Genomic DNA, 22,868 nt, shown 5'->3' with positions numbered 1-22,868 from the left:
CGGTCATGAATTCTATGGGTTTCCCTTAGTAATCAAGAACTTAGTCATCGTGAGAATGTTTTTTCCCTGGTCGCTTCTGTAACTAACCTCATCCATGATGCTTTTCACGATGAAAAGCCCCATGCCTCTTACCGGGATGTTTATAAGATCATGAGGGTCAAATTCTAAAGACGTTTGAGACTCATACTCCATCATTCTGCCAAAATCACAAATATCCAGAGTGAGCTTATCCGGACGGAGTGTGAAAACAACTTCGATGATGCACCCGGGTTTATTGTCGTATGCATGCTCAATTGCATTATTAACTGCTTCAACAGCAGAAACTTCTACTTGATAGGACTCCACGTCAGATAGTGGAACAAAAGAGCAAAGCTTGTTTAACGCCCCGGCTAGAAAAGGAATATTGCTCGGGTTACTGTCTATTGTTAGCTTTATTTTTCTTTCCATAAGTTACTGCCCGGTAATCTGGTCCTCCGGCTTAGTAATAAATCCAGTCTCATTCCGCCTGGTGTTCTTCTCTCAAGAGGTCAAGCACCGTTTTTACGGGATTAAAGGTAATTAGCGGCACTTCCACGAATACAGTGTTCCAGTATGCCATTGAACCGTTCCAGAGACCGGGGAGTTCGAGCGCTTTAACTTCTTCGCCGTCTATCGATTTTATGGATATGAAACCGGTGTCAGGGTCGGCATATTGCTTCAGGTCAAAAGGCTTTCCGGTATAATCTCTCAAGCTACACACCAGGTCAACCGGGTTAAAATGAGTCGAAGACTGCCAGATGGCCCGCTGCTCCGGAGACTCCATATCTATCTGAGAAGACTCCACTATCTGCAAAGACAAGCTTCCTTCTTCGTTCCTAACCCAGAAGGGCCCTCCTCCAGGCTCGCCTTCATTCTTGACCATACCGCATACTCTAAGTGGCCTGTTTAATTTAGACTTAAGGAAGCTTATTTTTTCCCCTCTTGATCCCCGTTCTATAGCCTTAGGTGGAATAATAGAGAGTTCATTTCTGGCAAACTCAAATATCTGCTCCAGAAGTGATATGCCAAACTCCCTCCCGGATAATCTTTTCAAGTAACCGAATATTTTACTTTGCAATTCTATCAAATAGCCACCCAAAGCCCTTTTATATACATACGTTACATGCTTTAACCTATCCGGAACAACGTTATCTATATTCTTTATAAAAGCTATGTCCGCGTCCAGGTCGTTTAGATTTTCTAGGAGAGCTCCGTGCCCGGCAGGGCGAAAAACCAATCTCCCCTGTTTGTCTCTATAAGGTTTATTATCCATATCCACTGCGATGGTATCGGTTGAAGGATTCTGTGTGGAAAAGCTGATTTCAAATTTCACTCCGGATACTTCGTAACGGCCTTTAGTCGCCTCCACGTGTTCTTGAACAGTATTATGGTATTCCACCGGCACGGTGAAATGCACCCTGGACACCTTATTGACCTCCTGGGTGTAGGCAGCCGCCTCCACCAGATGCTCCTCAAAGGGCGTACGGCTGCCGCCGGGATAACGATGAAATTTTATGAGCCCTTTCGGCAAGTCGGCATAGTTAAGCCCCTTGGGTGTTAAGATATAGTCCAGAATCTCTTTATATTGACCTTTCGATATAAGTACCTCTATGTCCAATCCATTCTCGGCCATGACTGACTTTAGGTCATCATAAAATGCTAGTTGCCTAATCCCCTTGATGAATCGAATGAAAGCCTTATGCTCTGGGTCACCCTTATCCGCCTTGGCGGCTATATCCTTTTCCTCTATCTCTTGATATCGATTATTGAACGAGAGGAGGAGTTTAAACATCCGGCTGGCCGCTCCAGAAGCAGGTACGAATTTAGTAACTCTTAAAGATAGAGATTCCTTAGAGTAGAAGTCCCCTAGCCTTCGTAGGTCGGTTTCAGTAATGACCTTAATACCATCAGCTATGGTGCATGGACGGTCTAGCTCTACGGAAGGAAAACCTTTTTTGAATATATCTATCTGTGATTTTATTCTTTGTAGGCTTATCCCTTTAGCCGCAATCTGCTTTAGGTCTTCCTCATTGAAGAAGTATTCATCCATCTTTATTAAGTAAAGCCTTAATTGCTTCTTCTTCGGTGTCGAATATTCTAAAAACTTTATCCATCCTGGTCAGATTGAACATAGTCATTATAGTCTCTTTGACTCCGCAGATAAACAAGTCTCCCCTACCCCCCATTCGTTTCAGGCTGGATACTATCGCACCCAAGCCACTGCTGTCTATGAACTCGACTTGAGATAGATTTAATATGATAAACATATTTCCATCTATTATAAACTTGGCCATCCTTTCCTTAAAATCATTGGCTATTTTAAAATCCATTCTCCTTTCCAAGGGCTTGACTAGCAATAAGTTATCTACGTGTTTTTCTTCGATGTGCATATATATCTTTCCACCTTAGTGCGCTAACTATCACCCAAGCAATCACGATTCCTCCCTCTGCACTACCACCTCAACTACTGATAAATACTCGGCTAGTCGGTTATTTAGTTTCTCAATTTCCTCCATATTTCCGTCCTTTGCCGCCTCTTCCATGCCTCTTCCAATTTCGCTTATCTCATCGAAACCATACCCTCCTCCTGAGCCTTTCATGCTATGGCCTAATCTTCTGATCTCCCCCATGTTTCCCTCCCTCAGCAACCTTCTAATATCATCTACATCCTTGTGGCGATTCTTTAAAAACATCGGAATTAAATCCTCCAGGTCGGAATCTACATAAACTATAACTCTATCGCTACGCATTTATCTTGACCTCCCCGTTTTCAAATTTAGTCGCTTCCTCCGATGCGGTCTTTCCAAAGTTTGCCCACTTATCGACCGTTTGTAGTAGTATACTTTTCTTTAAAGGCTTTGTGATGTAATCGTCCATCTCATTCTCCAAGCACTTCTCCCTATACCCTACTAAAGCGTGTGCCGTAAGTGCTACTATCGGAGTTCTCGAAAAGTTCTTACTTTTCTCCAGCATTCTTATTTCTTTTGTTGCACTAAACCCATCCATGACCGGCATCTGAACGTCCATGAAAATTAAATCATATCGGCCATTCTTAACCGCCTCGATTGCCCTTTCCCCGTTCTCGGCCACTTCGACCGAATAACCCTCCTTTTCCAGTATTCTCTTGGCCAAATTCTGATTGTCTACGGTATCATCCACTACCAGGATTCTCAACTGCCGATTCAAGTTTGCCTCAGAAGTTTTCACAGTATCGGTAGCAACTTCTTCCCCAGAGGAATATAGGCTCTTCATAAAAATATCAAATAATTGTGATTGCTTCACCGGTTTTGTAATAACATCTGAAATATTCAATTCCTTCATCTCTTGTGATTTAATACTCGCTCTCGAAGAGAGTAATATTATCTTTATATCATTTAAATTCAGCTCTTTCCTTATCGTCCGAGCCACTTCCAAGCCATCTATATGTCCTATCTGATGGTCGAGTATAAGTAGATCATATTTGGTAGGAGCGCTACGGAGATGATATAAAGCCTGCTCTCCGTCCTCCGCTTCAGCTAGCTTAAATCCCCACGCACGCAGCATACTTGACATCATTACCCTATTAGCTTTATTATCATCGACCAGCAAAACGGATACGTTTCTAAAATCGGGATATGCAAATTCAATATCCTGTGCATTTTTCTCCGCACCCTCGTACCTTAATGTTAGACTAAAATGAAACACCGAGCCCTTTCCCTGCTCGCTCTCCAGCCACATCTTGCCTCCCATCAGTTCGACCAGGGACTTGGATATGCTTAGTCCCAGGCCAGTGCCCCCGAATCTCCTAGTGGTGGAGCTGTCAGCTTGTGAAAACTTGTCAAATATCCTCGATTGATTCTCCTTGGATATTCCGATGCCGGTATCTGACACCATAAAATGCAGTTCCATCTTTCCATCAAGGCTCGGCTTAATTCTCTCTACCTTGATACAAACCTCTCCACTCTCGGTAAATTTTATTGCATTACCCACAAGATTAACCAGTATCTGACTTATTCTGGTGGGGTCTCCAAACACCCAGTTGGGAATATTGGGTTCTATATAGCACAGTAGCTCAAGCCCCTTGTTATAAGCCCGGACGCTCAATATCTCTGCTACTCCCTCCACTAACTCTCTAAGCTTGAACCCAACTTCTTCCAACTGCATTTGCCCCGCTTCAATTTTCGAGAAATCGAGTATGTCGTTGATCAGTCGAAGCAACGTGTCGGAGGAGGACTGTACCACCTTGAGGAACTCTCTCTGGTCTGGCTTTAGTTCGGTGTCTAAGGTTAGCTCGGTCATGCCCAATATAGCATTGAGCGGAGTGCGAATCTCGTGACTCATGTTAGCCAAGAACTCGGATTTAGCACGGCTGGCCGCCTCGGCTGCCTCTTTTGCTTTTTGTAGTTCTACTTCCGCCTGCTTGCGCTCGGTTATATCGATCATGCTTGCCAGCACCGCCGGTCTCCCCCGGTATTGAATAGATGTCGCTGTCTCCATGATCCATCTAATTTCACCGGTCCTGTTTACTATCCTATATTCGTAGGGTGAAGAAAGCTCATCTTTAAGCTTGGTAAGATTTCCCCTAAGAACTTCTCTATCCTTAGGATAGATGATTTTCCATAAGCTTGTATCTATGAGGTCATCTTCATTATAGCCAGTGTACTTCTTGAACTGAGGGTTTATAAATTGAAACTTGCCGTCCTGCACGATGTATATGCCTATCGGTGAACTGCTAGACAGAGTCCTAAATAACTCCTCCGTCTGTTTGTGCTCAGTGATATCCATGAAACTCCCCAGTACCGCTCTTCGGCCTTGATACTGGATTGAAGTAACCCTTTCCATAACCCATCTAACTTCACCGTGTTTGTTCACGATGCGGTATTCGTGAGGAGAAATCTTCTCCCTTTTGAGCATTTTTATGGTACTTTCTCTAACTCCCTGACGGTCCTCGGCAAAAACGAGCCTCAAAGAATTCGCGCCGATAATCTCATCCTCGTTATATCCCGTGTATACTTGAAACTGGGGATTAACGAATTTAAACTGCCCATCCTGAACGATATATATACCTATGGTAGAACTATTAGACAGTGTCCTTAGTATCTCTTCAGTCCGCCTTCTCTCCGTGATATCAACGGTGCTCCCCAGAATTGCCTGCTTCCCCCGGTATTGAATGGGAGTAAGCGTTTCTAAAACCCATATGATTTCTCCAGATTTATTCACAATTCGGTACTCGTAGGATGAGGAGGCTTGCCCTTTTAGCACTTTTACTGCCTTCTCCTTGACCGCTTCCCTATCTTCAGAGAAGATAAGCCTCTGTGGACTCGTACCGAGCAATTCTGCCTCATCATAGCTGGTGTACTTCTGAAACTGGAGATTGACAAACTGGAACTGGTCGTCCTGCAGTATATAAAGACCTATCGGAGAATCATTAGATAAAGTTTTCAATATTTCCTCTGCCCGTCTCCTTTCCGTAATATCCACGACGCTCCCCATTAGCGCTTGATTACCCCTATAATGAATTGCGGTAACTATCTCCGATACCCATTTTATTTCTCCGGATTTATCCACTATCCTGTATTCATAAAAAGAGCTACCCTCGCCGTTCAAAACCTTTAAGGCATTTTCCTTGGCAACTTCTTTGTCTTCGGGAAATACCAGTTTGGATAAGTTAGTCCCCAACAGCTCATCTTGTTTATAACCCGTATATCTCTCAAACTGAGGGCTTATAAACTGAAATTTTCCATCCCTCACGATGTAAACGCCGACCAAGGTGTTATCGGATAGGGTTCTGAACAAATCCCCGTACTGCTTTCGTTCGGTCGTCTCGTGCTCCAGTCTCCGCCTAACCTGCTCCGCCTGTTTGGCCAGTATTTCTAAGTTGACCTTCTTATCCTCCAGCTCTCTCAATGTAAAAACCCTCTCCCGCTGAGTCTCCACATAGTCCATAATCAGCCCAATCAACGGTACAGAATAGGCCATGATCTTGAGGAGATGGGCAATGTTGAAATCATTATCAAAGAGAGCCTTAGAACCGAAAGCCATGTGTAATTGAACAATTACCTGTGGAATTAAGCTGATTATCAATGCCTGAGAAAGGTAAGTCTGTTCTCGCTGGTAAATTCTATAAAATAGATAAGACCAACCCAGAAGAAATAGGGTGAACGGCGCAAGATCCCAAGGTCTACTGACTATTTGCTCCGAAAACACGGATTGGGGCAAATGGTCAGGAATAGAGAAGAAATAAACAGCTCCGTAGGCCAGGAAGCAGAGCATCAAGCTCATAGCCACTAAAAAACCAACGCCCCTTCTTGCCGGTCTCTTCTTTGTTTTTCCCATTAACAATACCGATACCCCTACCAGCAAAATTAGAGCATTAAGAAGTCGGGATACCACCCAGGTTAGGGGGAGAAAATTTTGGCTATCGGCTACTTTCAAGACCAGGCGGTTGTAAGCTAACGTGCTTAGGGCATCTATAGAGCCCGCTCCGAGAATAGAAAGGCCCATTATCAGACTGGCATAGTCATGTCTAAGTTTAAAATGCACCAAGCAGAGGATGCCAACCAATACCGCTGTGGAGAAGGCGCTCCACTCTAAAATAGCGTGGAATAAAATTCCAAAGCCACGCCCTCCGAGATCAAAACCTAAAAGATTGAGAATAGACGGAATCAAACAGACCAGAGCTATGGCCAAAACCGGCTTTTTTGGAATAACCTCTTCTTTTTTGCCAGAATCATCCAAGGTTTTCATGATTCATCTCTCAAGATAAACACGTTTAAGATCCAGAAGTAAACCTATCATTCTTACAGAGCTAGCTTGACCGGATCGTTTTTACTAGTAAGGTCGGACATCTTTATTCGATTGCGTCCCTCTTGTTTTGCCAGGTATAGGGCCTGGTCTGCTGCTTCAACCAGAGCAGCATGCGAGGAATTCAGGGAAGGCATGATCGTAGCTACTCCCAGGCTGACAGTAACATGCTTGCTTACATCGGACTTAGAATGAATGATCTCCAGTGACTCTATTGCCGTCCGCAGCCTCTCTGCAACTAGAACAGCACCTTGAGAGTTTGTATTAGGCAATACCAGTACGAATTCTTCCCCGCCGTAACGGGCTACCATATCTGCCGGGCGGTGTAGTGCCTGTTTTAACGCATTGGCTACCTGCTTCAAGCAGTCGTCGCCTTTTTGGTGGCCGTAGGTGTCGTTATAGGATTTGAAATAATCGATATCTAATAGGATCAAGGATAGAGGAATTTCATAACGTATAGCTCGCTTCCATTCCTGTTCTAGAAAATCCTCAAAACCTCGACGATTGGTGATTTCCGTCACACCGTCTATGGAGGATAAACGCTTGAGCACGTAAATGCTCTCTTCGAGTTGCTGCATGATCTTGAGCAACTCCTGTTCATGGTTTTTACGGCGGTCTATCTCATATTTAAGCCTTAGAGCCGACCTCACTCTGGCTAATAACTCCATCTTATTGAGCGGCTTGGTTATGTAATCCACAGCGCCCGCTGCAAAGGCTCTTTGTAGATAATTTATCTCATCCTTTACCGTAACCACTATGATCGGAATATCCCGAAGATATTCCACCGATTTGATTAGACGACACGCTTCGACCCCGTCCATATCCGGCATCAAAATATCCATTAGAATTAAGTCTATATCGGTCGAAACCCTGGATTTATCATCCATACCTAAGTGTTTGAAGGCTTCCAAAGATGAATCCGCTATCAACAGGTCTGTATAGCCAGCAGCTCCCAGTACGGATTTCAATAAAATTTGACTGTCTGGTGAATCATCCACTATCAGTATCTTCATGCCTTCCTCCCAATATCTTTGATGTCCTCAATTCTTATCCTACATGCTTTTGTCATAATCCAGGCACCACATTGTCAGTTTCAGAAGTTTGACTTAATTCTTTAATTGTTTCTCAACTTGCTGCCTCAACTCAGCTATTTCCCTTTCCAGAGTCTTTCGACGATCCGACTCGTGTTTGAGCCTCATAGCCGAACGTACGCGAGCGAGTAGTTCCACCTTATTCACCGGCTTAATGACGAAGTCTAGAGCCCCCGCTTCTAACGCCATCTCCAAGTACCTTACTTCCTCCGTTCCTGTGACCAGGATTATCGGAACATCCTGAAGAAACTCAACAGTCCTTATCAACCGACACGTCTCGATACCATCCAAACCAGGCATTAATATGTCCATCAGAATTACATCCACCCCTTTCGCATCCGTCCCGCCATGGCTTTCCTCGATGCCCAGGAGTTTAAATGCTTCAACCGATGACCCGGCTATGAGTAAATCGGAGAATCCTGAAGCCTTGAGTATGGATTTTAATAAAAGTTGACTGTCAATCGAGTCATCAACTATTAGTATGCTCATATCTACCTCCTATACTGACTAACCTAAAACATAACCCGAGCATTTAAAATTAATCAGATTATTAACCACTCAGGTCCTTTCTATCGCTAAGAGCGTTATATCATCTTCAAACTCTTCACTACCTCTCCAAAGGCGAAGTTTCTGTTCAATCCCCTTCATTAATTCCTTCAGAGGAAGGCTTCTCCATCCCTCTACCAACCTCACCAGGCGCTCTACTGAGAACTGATCCGTACTCTTACCGTTGTGGCACTCCGTTATACCGTCGCAATAAAGAAATAGTCTGTCTCCAGGACCAAAATAAAACTCATGCTCCTCATGCTCTACATGTGGAATCATCCCTACTGGAAGCCCTCCCGTTCCTAGTAGCGTTACCTTTCCTTCCTTTTCTTGATAAAGTGGAGAAGGATGACCAGCTTGGACCAGTTTGGTCCGGCCATCCCTAACGTCAGTCACTCCATAAACCATGGTGAAATACTGCATGGCATCATCAGATTGAAAACGTCTATTTAGTTCTCGAATTACCATCGATGGTGAAGTTAAGTCAAAATTATTAGCATTACTCGCATTGCGATACCACATGTTATTTCTGGTGGCTATAGATGACAACAATTTATTCAAGGTAACGGACTGCATTGCTGCAGGAACACCATGACCGGCGACGTCGAGCAAATAGAAACCGACGTGATTTTCGTCAAGCTCGAAAAGCCCAAAAATATCTCCAGCCACAAAACTGCAGGGACAAAATATCCAGTCAAACCTTAAGCACGATATGGTCATGGCCGAGACCGGAAGTAGGCTTTTTTGCATATTAGCCGCGGCTTCTAGGTCAGTTCTAATCTTGTCGTATGCATAAATGAGTTTTTTGTTACGCTCTTCCAGTTCTCTTTCCAGCCTTAAGACACGTTCGCCCGCTCTTATTCGAACATCAAGTTCCCCCGCATTAAAAGGTTTTACTATGAAGTCGTCAGCACCGGCTTTCATACCTTCTATCAACTCATTCTTGTTATCCTTTGCTGTTAGCAGAATAAAATATATGTAATTTTCAAACTTGGCGGCCCTTACTCGCCTACACAATTCTAGACCATTCATTCTTGGCATCATCCAGTCACTTATAACAAAACTGATCCCCTCTCTCTCCAGAATATCCCATGCTTCTATTCCGCTGGCCGCCTCGACCACCTCATGGTCTAACCTTGTTAGTGTCTTACCAAGGAGCGTTCTTGCCTCTTTCTCGTCATCAACTACCAGAATACGCATTAGAAAATCACCTACCTACTAAGGTGCAATAACTATGCCAAAGAAATTTAGATTGTAACTTCTTACAATCGCTAGGCTTTTTAAATTTTTCAATGTGATTTCTAACAAATTTTGTCAGGTGAAGAATGAGGGATATGAATTAGTAGACAAAAAATGGAAACTTCAAAAACTATCTAATTTGTGGGCTTATAAGTACCTAATGCCATGCTTACGAGCCAGGGGGAATGCCGACTTCCGGCCACGAAAGTGAGATACCAAGAGTCATCAGGAGGCAAAAAAACAAATACTGCAATTTTCACCTTAATTTTTTATTCGGTGCGCAACTAACTATAACATGCATAACTGGCGGGGCCGACGGGACTTGAACCCGCGACCTCTGGCTTGACAGGCCAGCGTTCTAACCAGGCTGAACTACGGCCCCACGATTGGATTGCGGATTTGCGATTACAGAATGCAGTTTAATAAAGCTTTTAATTTCGAAATCTAAAATCCAAAATTAATGTGGTGGGCGGTACCGGGTTTGAACCAGTGACCTCTTGCTTGTAAGGCAAGCGCTCTCCCGCTGAGCTAACCGCCCGGGATTAAAAATCCTGATTTAAAAGATCATGCAATAAATTTAACAGGCTTAATTTATAACTGAAATTGATTACTTTGTCTATATATATTCAGGGGAGGAAAATCTTAATTAATAAAAAAGGGAAAGGTGTGTTCTGTTTTAAGCCCTTTCCCTTTCAAAACGTTTACTGAATCAGTTTTAAGAAAGATTTACGTTAGCTCCAATCTCCTCACCGATGGGAAGAGAGGACGGAGGAACCACTATATCCTGTTGTAGAATGGGTGTATCTGAAACAATAGCTTCCCTTAAGACCTCATCCATGTGCTCTACTAACTTTAAATCAATGTCTTTCAGTATATTCGTTGGGATGTCCTTTAGGTCTTTTTCGTTCTCCTTGGGAATAATTACCTTTTTAACCCTGCCACGATGGGCGGCGAGTATCTTTTCCTTCAGTCCACCAATTGGTAGTACCCTTCCACGGAGTGTAATTTCTCCGGTCATCGCTACGTCGTGTCCTATTGGTTTCTTGACCAAAGCAGAAACAATAGCTGTAGCAATGGCAATGCCTGCCGATGGCCCGTCTTTTGGAGTAGCCCCTTCTGGGACGTGTATGTGTATATCTACCTTTTGATAGAACGAACGCTCCAGCCCCAGCTTTTCTGCTCTTGACCTGACATAGCTCATTGCTGCCTGAGCGGACTCCTGCATCACCTCACCAAGCTTACCGGTGACGGTGAACGTTCCCTTACCCGGCACGATCGAAACCTCGATTGTTAGAAGCTCCCCCCCAACCTCTGTCCAAGCAAGGCCTGTAGAAATTCCAATTTGGTCTTTCTCCTCGATCTCCCCAAACCGGAACTTCGGGATCCCTAGATATTTGGGTACGGAACTCGAATTAATTTTCACTACATGATCAGGGCCGTGTTTCACGACCTCTTTAGCCACTTTCCGGCAAATCGTCGAAAGCTCCCGCTCCAGGGTTCTTACGCCGGATTCACGGGTATAACGTCTTATCACATCCAGAATACCGCTGTCTGAGAGCTTGAAGTTCTCATGCTTGAGCCCATGGGCTTCGAGCTGCTTGGGAACCAAGAATTTCTTGGCAATTTGGAGCTTTTCATCTTCGGTATAACCGGGAATACGAATAATTTCCATCCTATCTTGGAGGGCCCAAGGTATAGTGTGAAGGACATTGGCAGTGGTTATAAAAAGAACATTAGAAAGATCGTAATCGACCTCTATGTAGTGATCATTAAATGCTTTATTCTGTTCGGGGTCCAGGGCTTCGAGAAGAGCTGATGCTGGGTCTCCTCTAAAATCCATGCCCAGTTTATCAATTTCATCGAGCAGGAAAACCGGATTTACACTCCCTGCCTTTCTCATACCTTGTATGATCTTTCCGGGAAGGGCACCAATGTACGTGCGGCGATGTCCTCTTATCTCCGCTTCATCTCTTACTCCACCAAGCGAAACTCTCACAAACTTCCTGCCCATAGCCCGAGCTATAGATTTTGCCAGCGAAGTTTTTCCCACCCCGGGAGGTCCGACAAAGCAAAGTATCGGCCCCTTGATCTTCTTGGTGAGCGCCCGAACTGCTAGATACTCTATTATCCTTTCCTTTGGTTTCTCTAGACCATAGTGATCTTCATCCAGTATTTTGGTTGCTTCATCGATATCAAGCCGGTCATCAGTACTTTCACTAGACCAAGGTATAGAAAGAAGCCAATCTATGTAGTTCCTGACCACGGTCGCTTCGGCTGACATCGGGGACATCATTTTTAACTTTTTGAGTTCGCGCCTGACCTTTTGTTCGACTTCTTCGGGAAGGGACTTTTGTTTAAGCCGCTCCTCAAACTCCTGAATCTCAGATTTTAGGTCGTCTTTTTCTCCTAGTTCCTTTTGAATAGCCCTCATCTGTTCAGTGAGGTAATATTCTTTCTGGGCTTTTTCCATCTGCTTCTTGACCCTGGTTCTGATACGCTTTTCTATCTGGAGAATCTCGACTTCCGCTTGAATTTTCTCATATATTTTTTCCAATCGTTGAGCCGGATTAATCGTCTCCAGAATCTCTTGTTTATCCTGAAGTTTAAAACCAAGGTGTGAAGAAATTGTATCAGCAAGTCGGCTCGGTTCCTCGATTGAAGAAACAGTAACCAGTACCTCGGACGGGATTTTTTTGTTTAACTTAACGTAGTTCTCGAAAGCAGTTATTAGGGTGCGAATAAGTGCCTCGGTCTCAACCCCGATATTATCATCTTCCGCTATGCGTTCAGCCTCCACCAAGAAAAAACTGGGACTGGGAACATATCTAATGATGCGTGCCCTTCTCTTACCCTCTACCAACACCTTCACCGTACCGTCAGGAAGTCTGAGCATCTGAACTATCGTACCTATTGTCCCAATTTTATATATATCCTCCTCGTTTGGGTCGTTGGTTTTAGCATCTTTTTGCGCGGCTAACAGTATCTCCTTATCCTTCCTCATAGCCTCTTCGAGCGCACGAATTGACTTCTCCCGACCTACAAATAATGGTGCAACCATATAGGGGAAAATCACCACATCCCTTAATGGTAGAAGGGGTATGACTGTCATATCTTGTTTTCTTTCCTCATCAAATTTGAAAAACATTGGCATTGTCGTCTCCTTAAAACCGTTATCCAGAGCCCAATCGCCTTTCTTCCTCATAGAAGAAAAGGGGATTACCCGTGCCTTTTATTACTTCCTCGGTTATTATGCACCGTCTAAGGCCATTTATTGACGGAACTTCATAGGCTATATCAAGCATAGTGGACTCTATTATTGCCCGAAGCCCGCGTGCACCGGTCTTCCTCTTAATAGCCTCATTTGCAATAACCCGGAGTGCTTCCTCGGTAAACTCGAGCTCAACTCCTTCTAGTTCCATCAGTTTCTGGAACTGCTTAATGATTGCGTTTTTGGGCTTCGTAAGGATCTCAATAAATGCCTTTTCGTCGAGCTCATCCAGAGTGGCAATAACTGGGATTCTTCCGACAAATTCTGGAATAAGGCCAAATTTTATCAGGTCTTCCGGCTGAACCTCTTTAAGTGTCAACCCCAAGTCTTTTTCCTCATTTTTTCTTATATTAACCTCGAATCCGATAGACTTTTCTCCGATTCTATGCCTTATGATGTCCTCAAGTCCGCAAAAAGCGCCACCACATATAAACAATATATTAGTAGTATCGACCTGGATGAAATCCTGCTGAGGATGTTTTCTGCCACCCTTGGGTGGTACATTAGCTTTCGTACCCTCTATAACCTTCAATAGCGCCTGTTGAACACCCTCGCCCGAAACATCCCTGGTTATTGACGGACTGTCGCCCGATTTACGGGCCAACTTATCTACTTCATCTATATATATAATACCTTTAGATGCTCTTTCAAGGTCATAATCTGCAGCCTGAAGAAGGCTAACAATCATGTTTTCTACGTCTTCGCCTACATAACCAGCTTCGGTGTAGCAAGTTGCATCAACGATTGTGAATGGCACATCCAGAAATTTAGCCAAGGTTTGAGCCAGCAACGTCTTTCCGCATCCAGTGGGGCCGATCAAAAGTATGTTACTTTTCTGTATATCAACATCATTATTTCTCTTGCCATTGCTAAAAGCGCCAAGCTCTACCCTTTTATAGTGGTTGTAAACGGCTACCGCCAATATCTTTTTGGCTCTTTCTTGTCCAATCACATACTCATCCAAAAATAATTTGATATTTGAAGGAGTAGGCAGGGTCGAATAGCGCTTCCGGAGATGCCCCTCTTTCGCTTCTTCATCAGCTATGATCTCGTTGCATAACTCTATGCACTCGTTGCAAATATAAACAGTTGGGCCGGCAATCAGTTTTCTAACTTCTTTCTGGCTCTTGCCGCAGAATGAACAGTATAGCTTTCCGTCTTTTCCTTCACGCCTTGTGGTCACTTTACCGTTTCCTCCCTTCTAGTAATTATAGCATCAACAATTCCGTACTCCGAAGCGTCTTTAGCGTTGAGGAAGAAATCCCTCTCCGTATCTCTTGCGATTCTATCAATTGGCTGGCCAGTATGCTTAGCCAGAATTCGATTTAACTCCTCGCGTACTCTTAAGATCTCCTTCGCATGAATTTCCACATCAGTAGCCTGTCCTTCAAACCCGCCCAACACCTGATGAAGCATTATTCGGGCGTGAGGAAGAGCATATCTTTTACCCTTAGTACCCGCAGCCAGAAGCACCGCTCCCATGCTGGCCGCCTGTCCGATACACATCGTGGCGACGTCCGGTTTTATATATTGCATTGTATCGTAAATCGCCAAGCCGGCAGTGACATGGCCGCCTGGTGAATTAACATATACATAGACATCTTTTTCTGGATTCTCGGATTCCAGGAAAAGCAGTTGGGCAATTACCACATCCGCAACCGCATCGGTTATAGGAGAACCAATAAAAACGATTCTATCTTTTAGAAGACGGGAAAATATATCATATGCCCTCTCTCCCCGGCTTGTCTGCTCGATCACAATGGGCACGTAACTGGTCATTTCGTAGTTCTAGTATACTGATTATAGATTTTCTTGTCAATTTAATTTTGGTCTCCTTGTACCTCTTCAATATTAGATTTTTCTAGCAGGAAGTCGAATACCTTCTCCTCTATCAACTGCGCTTCCAGACTGGGGATCATGTTATTATTCTGGCAAACTTCCTTAACCTTCTCAACAGGAACTTCATAGGATTTGGCGATTTCCCGAAGCTTGTTGTTCAACTCCTCTTCACCAACTCTAATTCCCTCTTTCTTGGCAATTGCACTAAAGATAATAGAAATCCTGACGTTGCGTAATGCCCTTTCTCTAAACCGGTCCTCCCAGTCCTGGTCCAAATGTGGAATATCCAGCCCATGCCTCTGGAGGTTATGCAAGAACTCGCGTTTAATACGAATCAACTCATCTTCAACCAAGCTTGACGGGACATCAAAAGTGTTTTTCTCAAGAAGAAACTTGACGATTTCTTCCTTAAGCCTCTTCTGAGATTGTTCTTCTAATTTCTTCGCTATGTCCTCTCTGATCTTGTTTTTTAACCCTTCAAAATTTTCCTGACCCAAATCCTTTGCGAACTCGTCGTCTAATCCCGGTAAGATTCTCTGGAGTATATCTTTTACCTTTAGAGTGAATTTTACTGTTTTCCCGGCGACTTCCTTCATGGCAAAATCTTCCGGATAACGGACCTCAAACTCCTTTTCCTCTCCCTTTCCCATCCCTAGCAGTTTATCCTCGAACTCGGCTATAAGCTTTTCCTCGCCGACCAGAAACTGGACATCCGTCCTCTTCAAATCCTTAACCGGCTTCCCATCGAGCGAACCCTCATAATCAACTATGACATAATCCCCCTTTCTTACCTCTCGATCCTCTTCCAGCGGCTTTGCCTCCGCCTCCCGCTCCCTCAACTGATTAAGTGCCCGCTCAACGTCCTCTTCTTTCACCTCGTGCTTTTCCCTCTTTAATTCTATCCCGGTGTAGTCCGTTACCTCGAAGTCCGGGATCACTTCAAAGGCAGCCGTATAATGAAAATCCCTGCCTGATTCAACCTTGTCCGGTGTGATATTCGGCCTGGAAACAGGGATTACCGATACCTCGTTTAGCGCATTTTCGAATGATTCAGATACCAGTCTCGAAGATACTTCCTTCAGTATATCCTCTCGGTACATGGATTCGATTACACTTCGGGGAATCTTACCCGGGCGAAACCCCTTGACTTTAGCGTTCTTTTGAAGCTCCTTTATAACCGCCTCTATTTTCTCCTTCACCTGTTCCGCCGGAATAAACACCTCTAGCTTTCTCTCTACACTGCTTATAGATTCAACATCAACTCTCATGGAAATAATGCCCCTTTTTTGAGTTTGTTTAGCCACTAATGAACACGGATTTACACCAATAAGATGATACATGATACACGGTGCATGATTCACGATACATGAAAGTTTTTACATGCATCCTGTATCTTGCGTCGTACCACTAATTCTACTCATCCTTTGTGCCGTGGTGTCTTCGTGGTTGACTTATGCTTATCTTCATGCGGAAGGGGGGAGTTGAACCCCCACGGGTTTTGCCCACTGGATCCTAAGTCCAGCGCGTCTGCCAGTTCCGCCACTTCCGCTAACAGCAGGTCAAACCCACTATCTCAAGTGACCTACATTAAACCACTTTGTATTTATCCCAGAGTGGGCTGCGAGGGATTCGAACCCCCGACCCGGTGATTAAGAGTCACCTGCTCTACCAAACTGAGCTAGCAGCCCGCCATAAGCTAATTTAGCCACTAATTCACCCAGTGAGATAATCTTAAGCCATCTCTCTAAGCAAACACGAATTTACGCAAATAAGTTTCAGAAAGTCAAAGCTTTCCATCACTTACCGGGAGAATTTTATTATAAATGCGCTATTCCCAAAATCAACATTCCTTTGCCCATATCAAGGAAGGCAAGATTTTCGAAGCCTTCCTGTATCTCGTGACTGCCTGGAACGGAAATTGAGACGGGGCAAGGCTAGTGTTTAGCAATTAGTATTTAGAAAAGCGTCTTCCTTATTGTAGACTCAGATTTAGAAGCCGATAATAGCGAGGGGACGGTTTTCCCCCAAAACTAAACACCAAATACTAAAAACTCTCTTCTGAGATTGAATAAATGGAGATACGAGTTGTGAAGGAACGTACTTGTGCATTCCTATATCAAAAAATGATCTTCTAACTACTCCCCTCCGGCTTTACTATGGCCAGTGTATATTTGTCGAGGTGGATGTATTTTCGGGCAACCCTTTGAATGTCGTCCTTAGTTACCGAGTAAATCTCCTCCGGGTAGCGCTTGTACTCGTCCCAACCTAAGCCATAAAGCTCATCAAAGGCGATCTTTGCAGCCTGGGCGGAGTTCTGCTGTAGTCCTATCTCAAAATTTCCTACCAGGTAATTCTGGGCACGCTTTAATTCCTCATCTGTTACACCCTTTTCCAGCACCAGTGCAAGTTGTTCTTTTATTCCCTGAATGGCCTCCTCCTGTTTCTCCGGGGCGCATCCTATGTAGACGCCGAAAAAGCCCGGCTCGAGCCCGGGAGTAAAAAACGATGTAACAGTATAGGCAAGGCTTCTTTTATCCCTGAGTTCTAGGAAGAGCCTACCCCCCTGACCAGAGAGAATGGCATTCAAAACCTCGAATGGATACTGGTCCGGGTCTTTGAGCGTCGGGGCAAGAAAGCCGAGGATGATATGGGTCTGCGCTTTGTCTTTCTGTTCAACCTCGGCGGTCCTAATCCGACTGGGCGGTGACTCCGGCTGAACTTGGGGAGGAGAAAAACGCCCTTTTCCCATTTCTCCGAAATAGCTCTCGAGCATGCTCAAGACTCGGTTTTCATCGACATTCCCGACAACGGAGATAACCATATTCTCCGGGCGGACGTATTTTTGGTAAAAGTTTATCAAATCATCTCTGGTCATATTGGTAATAGTCTCTTTCGTTCCGAGAACATCAAAACGGTAAGGATTCTCTCGGTATAGCGTGCTGAGAAAAAGGTTTATGGTGGTCCTTAGGAGGTTGTCTCCCTGGCGATTTATGGCTGAGAGTATGTCCCTCCTTGCGCGCTCGATCTCCTCAGGGTCAAAAGACGGATTCATAATCACGTCTGCAAATATGTCTATAGCCTGGTCGAAGTTTCTGCTCAGTGATTCCACAGTCACTCCGAAGCTGTTTCTCCCAGAAAACCCGCTTACTTCTCCGGCAATAGACTCGATCTCCCTGGCTATATCTTCTGCGCTCCTGTTCTTGGTACCACGGGTAAACATCTCCGAGAGAAAATTAGACACACCGTTATCCTTTTCGTCCTCAAACCTAACCCCTCCCAAAAAAGCGGCTCGGGCGGCGAAGAGAGGAACGGAGTGATTTTGCTTGATGAGCACCGTTATGCCGTTGTCGAGCATCGCCTTTTTCACATCGCCGGACGACTTAATAGACAAAAGGCTAAGTTCCTTCTCGAGTGCTTGGGCCGAGCGGTTGGCTATGTCGATTATTTCTTTTTCTTCAATTGTCACCTGGCCGGTGGGTAGCAAAAAGGCGGTGGTCAGGTTAGAATTCCGGAAATACTTTCTGGCCACACGCATTATATCCTCTTGAGTTACCAGGGAAACCTTTTTCAAGTATTCATCCTCATACTTGTAATCACCAGCCTCTACCTCGTAATAGCCAAGCTTCTGCGCCTGTCCCTGCATCGTCTCCTTCGTGTATATAGAGTTGCTTTCTATATTAACCTTAGCCCGGGAAAGCTCCTCGTAACTGACCGGCTCGTATTTTAAAAGATAGGTCTCTTTTATAATCTCGGAAAAAGCACTGCTCGCTTTATCCGGGTCGAGAGTGCCGCCCACCGCAAAAAGTCCCGGATACTTGGGCGTGAAGGAATAACTATAAATGTTACTTACCAGCCCTTTATCCTCCTTTACTCTTCGGTAAAGCCGGGAACTGTCTCCCCCTCCGAGAATATTCGAAATCACGTCGAGGACCGGGGTATCATCGTTTCTGGCATCAGTAGTATGAAAGGCCAGAGAGAAATAACCCTCCTGTACTTTCTTGTCAAAAACGACCGCTCTCATTTCCTTTTGGACAGGTTCTTCAGGTATATGACAGTTCGGCAGGGTGCGTGGTTTGAGAGTGCCGAAGGTCTCCTTAATTTTAGGGACGACCTTGCGCGTATCGAAGTCGCCAACCACTACCAGAACCATGTTGTTCGGCGAATACCACTTCTTGTAGAAATTGACTATTTTCTCGCGGGTAAAACCGCTTACGCTTTCTTTGCTCCCTATAACCGGCCTTCTATAGGGGTGAGCAGTATAGGCCTCGGAGAAAAGCCTTTCACTAAGATTTCTCTGCGGAGAATCTTCTCCTCGCCTTATTTCTTCGAGCACCACCTGAAGCTCCTTTTGCAGCTCCTCAGCATCAAACGATGAATTTTCCATAGCATCGGAAAGGACATCTAGCGCAGTATCCAGAAAACGACCGGCAATGACAACGTAGTAAACCGTTTCGTCGAAAGAAGTGAAAGCGTTGATATCCCCGCCGTCGCCCTCGATGATCCGGGCTATCTCCCCTACGCCCCTCTTCTCCGTACCCTTAAAAACCATGTGCTCATGCACGTGGGCTATTCCGTATTCGCCATCTTCTTCGCACGCACTTCCAACCTTAACCCAAACATTCACCGCGACGACTGGCGCCGAATGATTTTCTTCGAGAAGCACGGTCAAGCCATTATCGAGCTTAAATTTGGTAACACCCGTATGATTTTGAGTAAAGTCAGCGAATTCCTCTCCCGACCTAGTCCTGTCATCGGTCATTCCTTTTCCCTCCAGAATATGTATGAACATCATTATACCCGCTATCAAGATGAAATAACGCATAAAACCTCCTTCATCATTAGGGCCTCCAGCAGATGCTTTTCATCAATTGTTGTTATGAGGTTGACCCCAGCGTTCAAAACTCGACGGATTCGGTTTTTCTGCTTTCAAAGCAAGCTATTATAAATTATCCTCGGGTTGTTTATTGGACTCAACTTCTGGAGTAATTTCAGGTTTTTTTCTGAGCTGCTCGATTAAATAGAACGACAAGCCAAGCAAGCAATAAAGGTATACTAAAAAGAGGAGCATGATTTCCGGGTTAGTGATAACGGCAGCTATGATAATCGAGGCCACAACCAAGGCGTTAAAGGGTCCGGAAAACCTTATCCGGGGATATTTCCAATATGGAACATCACTGACCATGAGAAGACCGACAAAAGGGGCGGAAACGAGATAAAACCACATTATTGCCTCATCCGAAGGAATTTTGAATCCGGAAAATAAAAGCACGGGTGAAAGCATAAGCCCAGCGGCCATTGGGCTAGGTAGACCTATGAAATTGTATCTCTCGACCGTCTTGGATTGAACATTGAATCTGGCGAGCCTTAGCGCTGTGCAGACAATATAGAACAAGACAGCCATCAGCCCGAGTTTTCCAGAATCAAGCAGCACCCAGACATAAATCAAGATACCGGGGGCAACGCCAAAAGAGACCAGGTCAGAGAGTGAATCATAGGAAATTCCGAAGTTGCTTTCTGACTTAAAGATCCTGGCTAACTTTCCATCAAGCATGTCCAAAAAGCCGGCAATCAAAATAAACGCCGCAGCCCACCAGAACTTCCGGTATACCCACTCGTTTGAAGTCTCCGGAATAGCATGTACAGTGGCCAGTTGAATGGAGGTCATGATAGAGAGGAGACCAAAAAAAAGATTTCCGGTAGTAAAAAGGTTAGGTAAAAGCGGTATTACCCTTTCTCTTCTCGATTTTTTCTTTTTGGCTTCGCCGAAACCTCCAGCCGTTACCGGTATTTTCATGCTTCTCCCTCTTTAAGCCATCCTATAACCGTCTCACCACCCCTAACCTTGTCCCCCAATACCGCAGTTATCTCGCACCTAGTTGGAAGGTACAAGTCCACCCTGGAACCGAATTTGATCATCCCGAACCTCTCCCCCTTTTCAACAATGTCACCAACCTTTAAGTAAGAAACTATCCTCCGAGCTATAAAGCCGGCAATCTGAACGATAACCATCTGCTCCTTGTCTTCGGTCTCGATTAATGTGGCCAGCCTTTCGTTCTCTTTGGAGGCAGTACCCGAGTAGGCTTTGTTAAACTGGCCGGGTGTATACTTGGTGCTAATCACCTTTCCGGTGACTGGAAACCGGTTTATGTGGCAGTCGGTAATGGATAGGAAAATACCTATGCGCATCATTTCTTGGTTCAAGAAATTGTCTTCAAAAGCCTTTCCAATCTCTAATACCTTTCCGTCTGCCGGGGCAATAACAGCATTAGGATCCGTAGGCGTTTCTCTGTCCGGGTCCCGGAAAAAATAGGCTGTAAAAAAAGTAGCCACTGCCAAGATCAATGAAAGTAAGGACAGTCCCAGGAGCGCAGTGAACCAGGCGAGAACTCCTAAAACCGCAATCATAGTAAATCCTTCGACGGCTATTTTGCTTCTTGGCTTAGTCATGGGATGTTGTTATTTGACCACCGACGGACAGAAACAAGGATGCACCATGTATATAAATATCATGTATCCTGCATCCTGCATCTCGCATCCTGTATTCCGCACTCAGTTTTTGGCCCTATCTACAAGCCTCTTTTTGAAGAGAGAGCCCATCATCTCGCGAAGCTTTTTCCCCACTTCCTCCACCTGATGAGATTCTCCCTTTTTGAGAAGCGCATTGTAGACCGGCCGTCCGGCCCTGTTCTCTAGTATCCACTCCCGGGCAAACTCCCCGGACTGGACCTCTTTGAGGATGCGCCTCATCTCCTGTTTCACTGCCTCGTTTACGACCCGTGGACCTCTGGTTATGTCTCCATACTTGGCAGTATCGCTTATAGAGTATCTCATGTTTGATATTCCGCCCTCGTAAATCAAATCAACTATGAGCTTTACCTCATGCAGACACTCAAAATAGGCCATTTCTGGCGGATATCCGGCCTCGACCAGGGTTTCAAACCCGGCCAGAATCAAAGCAGTGAGCCCCCCGCACAACACACACTGCTCACCAAAGAGGTCAGTCTCGGTCTCATCCTTGAACGTAGTCTCGATTATACCGGCTCGTCCCCCACCTATCGCCCCAGCATAGGCAAGGGCGGTCTCTTTGGCACTACCCGTTGCATCCTGGTATACCGCAACCAGCATAGGAACTCCTGCTCCTTGAGTATACTCGTTTCGCACGGTGTGACCGGGCGCTTTCGGCGCCACCATAAACACGTCCACGTTGGGTGGCGGGACGATTTGTCCGTAATGTATGTTAAATCCGTGTCCAAAGGAGATAGCGTCGCCCGGGTTGAGATTCTCCGAAATATGGTTTGAGTATATGCCTGGCTGGCTGGTATCGGGAGCGAGAATCATGATAACGTCCGCCCACTTCGAAGCCTCATCCACAGGAAGAACCTTAAAACCGGCGCTCACCGCCTTCTCCCAACTGCTACCCTCTTCCCTGAGGCCTACTACTACGCTCATTCCACTGTCTCTCAGGTTCTGAGCATGAGCATGTCCCTGGCTTCCATAGCCGATAACGGCAATTTTTCTGGATTTTAGTTTCTCGATATTGACGTCTCTTTCATAATAAACCTTCATCTCTCATCTCCTCTTGTTATTTTGGATTTCCCTGGCTAACGCTACAGAACCGGTACGGGCAATCTCCTTTATTCCCATCGGTCTCAGAATCTCTAGGAAAGCGGTTATCTTGTCCCGGTCACCGGTGAGCTCGAGCATGTAAGACCTGGGTCCAACATCTATTACCTTCGCTCTGAAGATATCGGCGGTTCTCAAGATCTCCGGCCTGGTTTCCGGGGTTGCCTCCATCCTTACCAGGACCATTTCCCGTTCCACATGGGTCAACTCGGAAAGGTCCTGAACCTTTATTACATTTATCATGTTGTTGAACCTTTTTATAATCTGTTCGATTATCCAGTCGTCACCGCTGGTGACCAGGGTTATACGGGATGTGGTCGGGTCGAGTGTTTCCCCAACGCAAAGGCTCTCGATGTTGAAACCCCTGGCGCTAAAAAGTCCAGCAATCCTGGCCAGAACACCAGGTTCGTTATCCACGAGAATCGAAATGGTATGCCTCAAAAGCTTTACCTCCAGAAAGT

17 protein-coding genes and 4 tRNA genes are annotated in these 22,868 nt (G+C 45.1%); all 21 read right to left on the bottom strand.

Translation table 11 applies throughout. The features are described 5' to 3' along the window. Positions 1-12 precede the first annotated feature (12 nt). Positions 13-447 carry an ATP-binding protein gene (locus tag VNN20_01660; GenBank protein HWP90889.1) on the bottom strand — a complete coding sequence of 145 codons (435 nt, stop codon included), beginning with the start codon at positions 445-447 and terminating at the stop codon, positions 13-15. A 49-nt stretch (positions 448-496) separates the two neighbouring features. Next, a complete protein-coding gene (locus VNN20_01655) occupies positions 497-2,068 on the bottom strand; it encodes a DUF4301 family protein (protein HWP90888.1) in 1,572 nt (523 codons plus the stop codon). Continuing rightward, positions 2,061-2,408 (bottom strand): STAS domain-containing protein, encoded by a 348-nt coding sequence (locus VNN20_01650; protein ID HWP90887.1) that lies wholly within the window; start codon positions 2,406-2,408, stop codon positions 2,061-2,063. The genes VNN20_01655 and VNN20_01650 overlap by 8 nt, the downstream gene beginning before the upstream one ends. A gap of 42 nt (positions 2,409-2,450) precedes the next feature. Further along, entirely contained in the window at positions 2,451-2,768 is a 318-nt protein-coding gene (locus VNN20_01645; GenBank protein HWP90886.1) for an Hpt domain-containing protein, read from the bottom strand. After that, a complete protein-coding gene (locus tag VNN20_01640; protein ID HWP90885.1) occupies positions 2,761-6,744 on the bottom strand; it encodes a PAS domain S-box protein in 3,984 nt (1,327 codons plus the stop codon). The genes VNN20_01645 and VNN20_01640 overlap by 8 nt, the downstream gene beginning before the upstream one ends. Before the next feature lie 53 nt (positions 6,745-6,797). Then, positions 6,798-7,814: a diguanylate cyclase gene (locus tag VNN20_01635; protein ID HWP90884.1), complete on the bottom strand. Its 1,017-nt coding sequence runs from the start codon at positions 7,812-7,814 to the stop codon at positions 6,798-6,800. A 93-nt stretch (positions 7,815-7,907) separates the two neighbouring features. Next, entirely contained in the window at positions 7,908-8,381 is a 474-nt protein-coding gene (locus VNN20_01630; GenBank protein HWP90883.1) for a response regulator, read from the bottom strand. Positions 8,382-8,450: 69 nt separating this feature from the next. After that, positions 8,451-9,638: a SpoIIE family protein phosphatase gene (locus tag VNN20_01625; GenBank protein HWP90882.1), complete on the bottom strand. Its 1,188-nt coding sequence runs from the start codon at positions 9,636-9,638 to the stop codon at positions 8,451-8,453. A 343-nt stretch (positions 9,639-9,981) separates the two neighbouring features. Then, positions 9,982-10,059 (bottom strand) — tRNA-Asp (locus VNN20_01620). A gap of 81 nt (positions 10,060-10,140) precedes the next feature. Further along, a tRNA-Val gene (locus tag VNN20_01615) sits at positions 10,141-10,215 on the bottom strand. Between the two features lie 177 nt (positions 10,216-10,392). Continuing rightward, positions 10,393-12,822 carry an endopeptidase La gene (gene lon, locus VNN20_01610; GenBank protein ID HWP90881.1) on the bottom strand — a complete coding sequence of 810 codons (2,430 nt, stop codon included), beginning with the start codon at positions 12,820-12,822 and terminating at the stop codon, positions 10,393-10,395. A gap of 25 nt (positions 12,823-12,847) precedes the next feature. After that, complete coding sequence (gene clpX / locus VNN20_01605; protein HWP90880.1) at positions 12,848-14,128, bottom strand: ATP-dependent Clp protease ATP-binding subunit ClpX; 1,281 nt, start codon at positions 14,126-14,128, stop codon at positions 12,848-12,850. Next, entirely contained in the window at positions 14,125-14,724 is a 600-nt protein-coding gene (gene clpP / locus VNN20_01600; protein ID HWP90879.1) for an ATP-dependent Clp endopeptidase proteolytic subunit ClpP, read from the bottom strand. The genes clpX and clpP overlap by 4 nt, the downstream gene beginning before the upstream one ends. Before the next feature lie 41 nt (positions 14,725-14,765). Then, positions 14,766-16,052, bottom strand: a complete 1,287-nt coding sequence (gene tig / locus VNN20_01595) for a trigger factor (GenBank protein ID HWP90878.1) — start codon at positions 16,050-16,052, stop codon at positions 14,766-14,768. Positions 16,053-16,250: 198 nt separating this feature from the next. Next, positions 16,251-16,333: transfer RNA gene (locus VNN20_01590), tRNA-Leu, on the bottom strand. A gap of 65 nt (positions 16,334-16,398) precedes the next feature. After that, positions 16,399-16,472, bottom strand: a tRNA-Lys gene (locus VNN20_01585). A gap of 443 nt (positions 16,473-16,915) precedes the next feature. After that, on the bottom strand, positions 16,916-19,606 hold the full coding sequence (locus VNN20_01580) for a pitrilysin family protein (protein ID HWP90877.1): 2,691 nt from the start codon (positions 19,604-19,606) through the stop codon (positions 16,916-16,918). 117 nt (positions 19,607-19,723) lie between these two features. Beyond that, complete coding sequence (gene pssA, locus VNN20_01575; protein ID HWP90876.1) at positions 19,724-20,578, bottom strand: CDP-diacylglycerol--serine O-phosphatidyltransferase; 855 nt, start codon at positions 20,576-20,578, stop codon at positions 19,724-19,726. Beyond that, a complete protein-coding gene (locus tag VNN20_01570) occupies positions 20,575-21,231 on the bottom strand; it encodes a phosphatidylserine decarboxylase family protein (GenBank protein HWP90875.1) in 657 nt (218 codons plus the stop codon). Before VNN20_01570 ends, pssA begins: the two co-directional genes overlap by 4 nt. Before the next feature lie 102 nt (positions 21,232-21,333). After that, positions 21,334-22,350 (bottom strand): ketol-acid reductoisomerase, encoded by a 1,017-nt coding sequence (gene ilvC, locus VNN20_01565; GenBank protein HWP90874.1) that lies wholly within the window; start codon positions 22,348-22,350, stop codon positions 21,334-21,336. A 3-nt stretch (positions 22,351-22,353) separates the two neighbouring features. Next, positions 22,354-22,848, bottom strand: coding sequence for an acetolactate synthase small subunit (gene ilvN / locus VNN20_01560; GenBank protein HWP90873.1), 495 nt, complete (start codon positions 22,846-22,848; stop codon positions 22,354-22,356). Between the last annotated feature and the right edge of the window lie 20 nt (positions 22,849-22,868).

The sequence above is a fragment of the Thermodesulfobacteriota bacterium genome (assembly GCA_035559815.1).
In the GTDB taxonomy this organism is placed as follows: Bacteria; Desulfobacterota_D; UBA1144; order Nemesobacterales; family CSP1-2; genus DATMAT01.
This window is presented reverse-complemented; position numbering and strand designations above follow the sequence as displayed.

Bases quoted from the DNA above. Each gene is read 5' to 3' on its own strand.
- VNN20_01660 (HWP90889.1), bottom strand. From the start codon at position 447: ATGGAAAGAAAAATAAAGCTAACAATAGACAGTAACCCGAGCAATATT.
- VNN20_01655 (HWP90888.1), bottom strand. From the start codon at position 2,068: ATGGATGAATACTTCTTCAATGAGGAAGACCTAAAGCAGATTGCGGCT.
- VNN20_01650 (HWP90887.1), bottom strand. From the start codon at position 2,408: ATGCACATCGAAGAAAAACACGTAGATAACTTATTGCTAGTCAAGCCC.
- VNN20_01645 (HWP90886.1), bottom strand. From the start codon at position 2,768: ATGCGTAGCGATAGAGTTATAGTTTATGTAGATTCCGACCTGGAGGAT.
- VNN20_01640 (HWP90885.1), bottom strand. From the start codon at position 6,744: ATGAAAACCTTGGATGATTCTGGCAAAAAAGAAGAGGTTATTCCAAAA.
- VNN20_01635 (HWP90884.1), bottom strand. From the start codon at position 7,814: ATGAAGATACTGATAGTGGATGATTCACCAGACAGTCAAATTTTATTG.
- VNN20_01630 (HWP90883.1), bottom strand. From the start codon at position 8,381: ATGAGCATACTAATAGTTGATGACTCGATTGACAGTCAACTTTTATTA.
- VNN20_01625 (HWP90882.1), bottom strand. From the start codon at position 9,638: ATGCGTATTCTGGTAGTTGATGACGAGAAAGAGGCAAGAACGCTCCTT.
- lon (HWP90881.1), bottom strand. From the start codon at position 12,822: ATGTTTTTCAAATTTGATGAGGAAAGAAAACAAGATATGACAGTCATA.
- clpP (HWP90879.1), bottom strand. From the start codon at position 14,724: ATGACCAGTTACGTGCCCATTGTGATCGAGCAGACAAGCCGGGGAGAG.
- tig (HWP90878.1), bottom strand. From the start codon at position 16,052: ATGAGAGTTGATGTTGAATCTATAAGCAGTGTAGAGAGAAAGCTAGAG.
- VNN20_01580 (HWP90877.1), bottom strand. From the start codon at position 19,606: ATGCGTTATTTCATCTTGATAGCGGGTATAATGATGTTCATACATATT.
- pssA (HWP90876.1), bottom strand. From the start codon at position 20,578: ATGAAAATACCGGTAACGGCTGGAGGTTTCGGCGAAGCCAAAAAGAAA.
- VNN20_01570 (HWP90875.1), bottom strand. From the start codon at position 21,231: ATGACTAAGCCAAGAAGCAAAATAGCCGTCGAAGGATTTACTATGATT.
- ilvC (HWP90874.1), bottom strand. From the start codon at position 22,350: ATGAAGGTTTATTATGAAAGAGACGTCAATATCGAGAAACTAAAATCC.